The sequence below is a fragment of the Halonatronum saccharophilum DSM 13868 genome, from assembly GCF_000517025.1.
In the GTDB taxonomy this organism is placed as follows: Bacteria; Bacillota; Halanaerobiia; order Halobacteroidales; family Halobacteroidaceae; genus Halonatronum; species Halonatronum saccharophilum.
Genome location: NZ_KI912097.1, coordinates 421,003 through 427,709, shown reverse-complemented (window position 1 = coordinate 427,709; position 6,707 = coordinate 421,003). Strand labels below are relative to the sequence as shown.

The window sequence follows — 6,707 nt, the reverse complement described above, 5'->3', positions numbered from 1 at the left end:
ATTATAATTAGGTTGGGAGGTGTTTATTATGTCAGATTTAACTACAATAAAAAGAATTGCTACTACTTTAGATAAAAATTTAATTGATAAATTAAATAATATTTCCAAAGAAACTAGAATACCTAAATCTAAATTGTTTGATGAAGCTATTAAAGATTTACTTGAAAAGCATAAAAAGTAAGATCAAGACCGTCCACTCTTACCACAGGGCAAGCCACAGTGGTTTGCGAGTGGACTTCAACTTCTATCACCCCTTTTTAGTTCTATAAATACTTTAGTAACTTCTGCTCTCGTACAAAGATTTCTTCTGCTCCTCCTTGATCAATTATCACTCCATCCTTTAATAATAAAATTTCGTCAGCCAGCTCTCTTGCTTGATAGAGGTTATGGGTAATCAATAAGATGCTAACCCCCTTTTTTCTCTCTTCTTTAATTATATCTTCCATTAATAATATACTATCCATATCAAGGCTTGTATTTGGTTCGTCGATGAATATCAGATTAGGATCGCTGACTAAAGTTCTAGCAAAGGAAACTTTCTGCTGCTCCCCACCAGATAAACTCCTTGCCTGCTTATCCCTTAAACTATCTATCCTTAGCCTAGTTAGAATTTCATCAACCTTTCTTCTAATATTTTTCCTCTCTATCTTTCTATACTTTAATCCCAAGGCAATATTATCATATACTGAACCTCTATAAAGTAAGGGTTTTTGCCAGACAAAACCTACTCTTCTACGCAAGTTAAGTATGCCTTTGCCTTCTACCCTCTCCCCTTGATAATATATCTCTCCTCCATCTCTTTGCTCTAAAAAACTAAGAACTTTAATCAAGGTCGTCTTACCACTACCATTAGGCCCCATTAATGCTAATATTCTACCCTTCTTAATTCTAATACCTCCAATATCTAATATCTTCTCTCCGCCATAATACTTGACTATATCCTCTCCCCTTAATATATCTCTCACCAACTACCACCTTCCTGAAAACTATGTAGTATTAAATTGATTATAAATGAGATTAACATCAAAATTATACCCAAAGCAATTCCAAAACTAAACTCTCCTTTACCAGTCTCCAAAGCAATGGCTGTCGTTAAGGTTCTAGTGAAATTTCTAATATTCCCACCGATCATCATCGAAACTCCGACCTCCCCAATAACTCTCCCATAGCCAGTAATTACTGCACCTAATATCCCAAATTTAACCTCTTTTAATAAAGTTAATAGAGCTTGACCCGATGAAGCTCCTAGAGATAATGCCGTAATTACTATTTGATGCTCCGACTCTTTAACTGTATTTACTGTTAACGCGGTTATTATAGGAAGGGCCAAGATAGTCTGTCCAATAATAATCCCTTGAGGGGTAAATAATAGTCCAAACTCTCCTAAAGGACCCTGTTTAGAGATAAAAGAAAAGACTAGGATTCCTATAACTACCGGTGGCAAACTTAATAAAGTATTTAAGAGAGTTATTATAAACCTTCTTCCTTTAAATTTATAATACCCAACTAAAAAACCAAGAGGAATCCCTATAAGCGAGGCCAATAAAATGGCTACAAGAGAGAGATTGATAGATAATAATGCTATACCTATAACTTCCTGGTCTAATGTTAAGATTAATCCTATTGCATCTCTAACTCCAGTTAAAATATATTCCACTATAACCTTCCTCTCCAATAAATAACATATGTAAGTTAGTTTAAATCTCTAATTCTTAAACATTCAAATAAGTGGGCCAATAGATTTGCTCTATCTCAGTTAAAAATTAATATCCACCAAGTAATATCTATTTATTATAAGTTTAATGGATTAAATAATCTTTCACCAAAGATTTTATGATCTCTAATTATCTCTTGACCTTTTTGTGATACTATAAATTTAATGAACTTAGTAGCCCCTTTATAATTAATATTATCATGCCGATTAGGATTAACAGCCATAATACCATAAAGATTATAGAGTAAAGAATCTCCTTCAAACACAATCTCCAAATCAATATCTGCTCTATAAGCCAAGTAGGTACTCCTATCGATTAAGATATAGGCCTCTTTCTCATTAGCTACCATTAAAGTTGATCCCATACCTTGTCCAACCTCCTGATACCAGTTACCTTCAGGCTTAACTCCTGCTATATCCCACAAAAATAATTCTTGCTTGTGGGTTCCAGAGTAATCTCCACGGGAGATAAAAAGACTTTGACCCTTATTAATCATCTTAAAAGCCTCTACCACACTTGTAGCCCCTTTAAGGTGGGATGGATCCCCCTTTGGCCCAAGAACTATAAAATCGTTATACATTACTTTATAGCGATCAATCCCATATCCTTGCTCTATAAATTCTAATTCCGATTTTTCATCATGCACTAACAATAAATCAGAATCTCCACTTCTACCCAACTCTAAAGCCTTCCCAGTTCCAACAGCCACCACATCAACCCTAATCCCCTCTTTTTCTTCAAAGATAGGAATCAACTTGTCTAGTAGAGCCGAATTATCCGTGCTAGTAGTAGTAGCTAAGATTAACCTCTCATTTGATCCGATATATCTATCCTTTATTCCTCCTATTAATAATAAAATTATTATACCTATAATTATATACATAATACTTGTCTTTAGCACAGACTTCAACCCCTTCTTAAAAATTCCAATTAAAGCTGAGAAATTAAACACCTATAAAAAGAAACAAGGACCAACCTCTGATAAAAGACAGATAGATTGACCCTTACTTTCTATCTTCTTTCCAAATGTGGGAGGCTTAAAAGTTTTCCCTTAAACCCTGGCTAGACCACCTTAGCCTTAACCTTAGGTGAAATAGCTCGAAGATATCTCTCAAATTTTAAATTATAGTTGAATTTTCTCTAAAGAATAATCTTTCAGATCGACTATCAATAACTTATTGGCAAGAATATCCTCCTGCCCCAGCAGAACCTTTATCCCCTCTATCACCTGCAAAGAAGCTACTATGGCTACTGGAGGAGAGAAGACGGGGATTTTTCTCTTTGGTCTAAATCTCCCCCCTAATAGTTCCTTTAAAGTAACTGTTCGTCCTGGGATAATCGTTGTTATCTGACCAGACCAAGCTTCAATACCACCATGAACCAAAGGCAAATCATATCTAGTTGCTACCTCTTCTAAATCCAATCTGGCTTCAAAGTTATCAAGAGCATCAAAGATTATATCAACATCAGGGGGTAAATCCATACTCTTAGTAATCTTCCCTTCAAGAGTTATAATCTCAGTCCCCAATCCAAAGCTATCTAAAAGCTCTTTGGCCTTATCCACCTTAGGTGCACCTATATCCTCTCTTCCATAAAGGATCTGTCTATTCAAATTAGATAATCCAACCCGATCATAGTCTATTAAATAAATTTTCTTTACTCCAACTCTTTGTAATTCAAGAGCTTGGTGCGTACCCAAGCCCCCAACACCACCTATCAAGACTGTAGCATTTGTTATTTTGTCCATCTCTTCACTATCAAAGATTAAAGATTGTCTCTCTAAGAATTCCATCTCAACCCCCTCCTACCGGAGGAAATATCCCTACACGATCCCCTTCTTTTAAGAGAGATTCTTCTGATTTTCTTTGACCATTAATCATAATTATCAGTGGTATATCACGGGGGATCTCTAGATATTCAATTAGGTCATCAACGCTACTACCTTCCTCTATATCTACTATGCCTACCCCCCGATCCTCCTTTGCCAATATACTCCTTAATGTAGCAAATAATCTCACTTCCACTTCCATATTAATACCACCTACTAAAAGTTATATACTTCATCAAGATCTTCATCACTAATATCAAAAGTCACATTATGTGGTGCGAACTCTTCTTTAAAGAATTCTGGTAAACGATCATCTTTTTTAGTAAATCCAGCCTTCTCATTAAACTTTCTTTCAACTTTAAGAATTGATTTACCTAATTCTGTAACATCACCTACACTAAGTTCTAAACCATATTGTGCATTTAACATCTCTACAACATTAGGTAAAGCTTCAGCATCATCTAAGATAGCAAAAGCTACAAATAAACATAATCCTGTACTATCTACTGCCGCAGTAGCAATTTGAAGATTTCGTGATAATTCAACCTGACCTTCTTTCTTAAGTGGATCTACTGTTCCTCCTACATCAAGAATATTTGCTGTTACCGCATAACCTGCTGTATGGTCTGCCCCCATAGTACTTGTAGCATAAGTAACACCTTGACCTTTAACAGCACGTGGGTCATATGCTGGAATACCTTGATTCTTAACTACTGGTACACGTGTAAGACCGTAAGCCTTTCCTGTAAATCCAGCACCATTACCAATCATTCTTCCTAAAGGAGTTCCTTCTCCAATCTCTTTTAATAAATTAATTGCACCTTGAGCATCTCCAAATTCAATAATTCCTGCTTCCATAGCTACTCCAATAGTAACAGCCATCTCAATTGTATCTACCCCAATATCATCGCAGATACGATCCATAGTAGCTATAGCATCTAAATCATCAACCTCAGAGTTAGCACCAAAGCCCCAGATTGTCTCATACTCGAAACCACCAGTTAAGTAGTTGCCCTCCTTATCATTATAGATCTGAGAACATCTCATAACACAACCAGGGTGACAAGAATGAGCAGTATTACCTTTACGCTCAGTTATAGTTTCTGCCAACGTCTCCCCACTTATACTCTCTGCTCCATCAAAACGTCCAGTTCTAAAGTTCTTAGTAGGTAAACCTCCAGCCTCATTTAAAATATTAACCAAGACTGCTGTTCCATATTGAGGTAGCCCCTCACCACAGACTGGATGATTTAACAAGTTCTTAGTAAAGCGACGAGCAGCACCTCTAAACTTCTCTTCATCCTTAACTAAAACACCAGGAGCATCTGTTTCATCAATCACTATTGCCTTAATGCCCTTAGACCCCATTACTGCACCAGTGCCCCCGCGTCCACAATGACGAGTAGGACGACCTTCTGGGTCACTTACAGCAATAGAAGCTGCTTCTAATTTATATTCCCCTGCTTGCCCAATTGACATTACACAAGCCTTCTTTCCGCCTTCAACCAATAATTTTTCCATAACTTCATAATTACCTTTACCTAATAATTCACTTGAAGTATCCTCAAACTTAATACCATCTTTAGTTACTTTTAAAGTATAAAACTTATCTTCCTTAGGTTGGCCCTCTATAATGATTGCCTTAATACCTAATTTAGCCAACTTTTGAGCTGCCAAACCACCCGCATTAGATTCCTTAATACCTCCAGTAAGAGGACTCTTGGTTCCAACGGATAAACGGCCAGAGCTTGGTGCCATAGTCCCTGATAATAACCCAGGAGCAATTACCAACTTATTATTAGCTCCTAATGGATGACAATTTGGATCTACTTCATCCCCGATAATTTGAGATGTAAGACCCCTACCTCCTAAAGCTAGATATTCTTCCTTCACATCCTCAACACTAACTTTAGCTTCACTCATATTAACTCTGTAAATCTTCAAACTCATTTTATACACCTCCAGTTAGTTTTCACTACTCCTTTCCAAACACGGGAGGCTCTTAAATTTCTTTAAGAACCTAACGGTATTAAATCCATAGAGTCATCTCCTTAGGTTTTAATACTCGGAGGCGAAAGTTTTAATTTAATAATCTTGTTTAATATTTCTAGATATTTGCCTTAAAGACCTTCATTATTTTAGAATTTTATTTTTCTAAATTTAATATTATCTTAACCTTTAACATCTTCTTATTCTAATTAAAATAATTAATACTTTAACTTGTATTAACCCTCTAAAAAATCAAGAATCTTTTTATGTAGTATATCCTTCTCCGGGCCAAGGGTTACTAAATGCCTAGAATTCTCTAACCAGATAAGGTTCTTATAATCACTAGAGACCTCATCATAAATTATTTGAGCACTCTTTGGCACAACAGTCCTATCATCCTTAGACTGGATAATCAGAGCTGGAATATCTATCTTAGGTAAGTTCTTTCGAGCCATTTTTATTAACTTCAATAAGCTTGGGATGGTAGATAAGGGAGTAGCTAAATAACCAACATCATATTTATCTTTGTTGGCCCTTTTTTCCTTGGCAGCTTGACCTTGAGGTAGCGAATGATTAAACCTTTTGATAAATTTTAAAACTGGAGCTAGGTAGGCTAGCTTGTTATATATCTTAATTGGTGCTGCTATTGAGATCACCTTATCTACTTGGTATTCTTCAGCCAACAATAATGATAAAATCCCCCCCATAGATAAGCCCATTACATAGACCTTATCATACTTCTCATCCAAGCTCTCATACTCTTCTCTAACTGCATTCCACCAATCTTCCCAATTGCTATCCTGCATATCATCCACAGAGGTTCCATGTCCAGGCAAACGGCTCCCCCTTACTGTATATCCTCCTTCTCTATACAAAAACTTACCCAAGTATCTCATCTGAGCAGGAGATGCCGTAAAGCCATGAATAAGAAGGCAGGCTTCTTGCCCCCCTTCAAAGAAAAAATCCTTAGCATATTCATTAATATACTCCAAAACATTCTCCTCCTTTCTTTATAGTAATAAAGTGTCACTTTCGTGCCACTAGTAATGGGTAATGAGTGAAGAGTAAATGAGTAAAAGTCAAAAATCTCAAAACCTCTTATAAGTCTTAGGTACAAAGGGGTTTCTGTTTTTTAAGGTTTTACCCATTACTCATTACTGATTACTCATCACCAG

Annotated in this window: 8 protein-coding genes and 2 riboswitches; of the genes, 1 reads left to right on the top strand and 7 read right to left on the bottom strand. The window is 36.2% G+C overall.

The window, feature by feature from the left end:
• Positions 1 to 28: 28 nt before the first annotated feature.
• On the top strand, positions 29 to 181 hold the full coding sequence (locus HALSAC_RS0113350; protein ID WP_027340681.1) for a ribbon-helix-helix domain-containing protein: 153 nt from the start codon (positions 29 to 31) through the stop codon (positions 179 to 181).
• A gap of 82 nt (positions 182 to 263) precedes the next feature.
• Here HALSAC_RS0113350 and HALSAC_RS0113345 read toward each other — a convergent pair whose 3' ends face one another.
• From HALSAC_RS0113345 to HALSAC_RS0113315, 7 genes are all read right to left on the bottom strand, one after another.
• On the bottom strand, positions 264 to 965 hold the full coding sequence (locus tag HALSAC_RS0113345; RefSeq protein WP_027340680.1) for an energy-coupling factor ABC transporter ATP-binding protein: 702 nt from the start codon (positions 963 to 965) through the stop codon (positions 264 to 266).
• Positions 962 to 1,657: an ABC transporter permease gene (locus HALSAC_RS0113340; protein ID WP_027340679.1), complete on the bottom strand. Its 696-nt coding sequence runs from the start codon at positions 1,655 to 1,657 to the stop codon at positions 962 to 964. The genes HALSAC_RS0113345 and HALSAC_RS0113340 overlap by 4 nt, the downstream gene beginning before the upstream one ends.
• Positions 1,658 to 1,791: 134 nt before the next feature.
• The gene (locus tag HALSAC_RS0113335; protein ID WP_035572026.1) at positions 1,792 to 2,598 is read right to left on the bottom strand and encodes an ABC transporter substrate-binding protein; all 807 of its coding nucleotides are present in this window, start codon (positions 2,596 to 2,598) and stop codon (positions 1,792 to 1,794) included.
• A 116-nt stretch (positions 2,599 to 2,714) separates the two neighbouring features.
• Positions 2,715 to 2,831: riboswitch (molybdenum cofactor riboswitch) on the bottom strand.
• 7 nt (positions 2,832 to 2,838) lie between these two features.
• The gene (locus HALSAC_RS0113330; protein WP_027340677.1) at positions 2,839 to 3,507 is read right to left on the bottom strand and encodes a HesA/MoeB/ThiF family protein; all 669 of its coding nucleotides are present in this window, start codon (positions 3,505 to 3,507) and stop codon (positions 2,839 to 2,841) included.
• A gap of 1 nt (position 3,508) precedes the next feature.
• Positions 3,509 to 3,745: a MoaD/ThiS family protein gene (locus HALSAC_RS0113325; protein ID WP_027340676.1), complete on the bottom strand. Its 237-nt coding sequence runs from the start codon at positions 3,743 to 3,745 to the stop codon at positions 3,509 to 3,511.
• A 14-nt stretch (positions 3,746 to 3,759) separates the two neighbouring features.
• Positions 3,760 to 5,487: an aldehyde ferredoxin oxidoreductase C-terminal domain-containing protein gene (locus HALSAC_RS0113320; RefSeq protein WP_027340675.1), complete on the bottom strand. Its 1,728-nt coding sequence runs from the start codon at positions 5,485 to 5,487 to the stop codon at positions 3,760 to 3,762.
• Positions 5,488 to 5,507: 20 nt separating this feature from the next.
• Positions 5,508 to 5,626: riboswitch (molybdenum cofactor riboswitch) on the bottom strand.
• A gap of 142 nt (positions 5,627 to 5,768) precedes the next feature.
• Positions 5,769 to 6,524: an alpha/beta hydrolase gene (locus HALSAC_RS0113315; RefSeq protein ID WP_027340674.1), complete on the bottom strand. Its 756-nt coding sequence runs from the start codon at positions 6,522 to 6,524 to the stop codon at positions 5,769 to 5,771.
• Between the last annotated feature and the right edge of the window lie 183 nt (positions 6,525 to 6,707).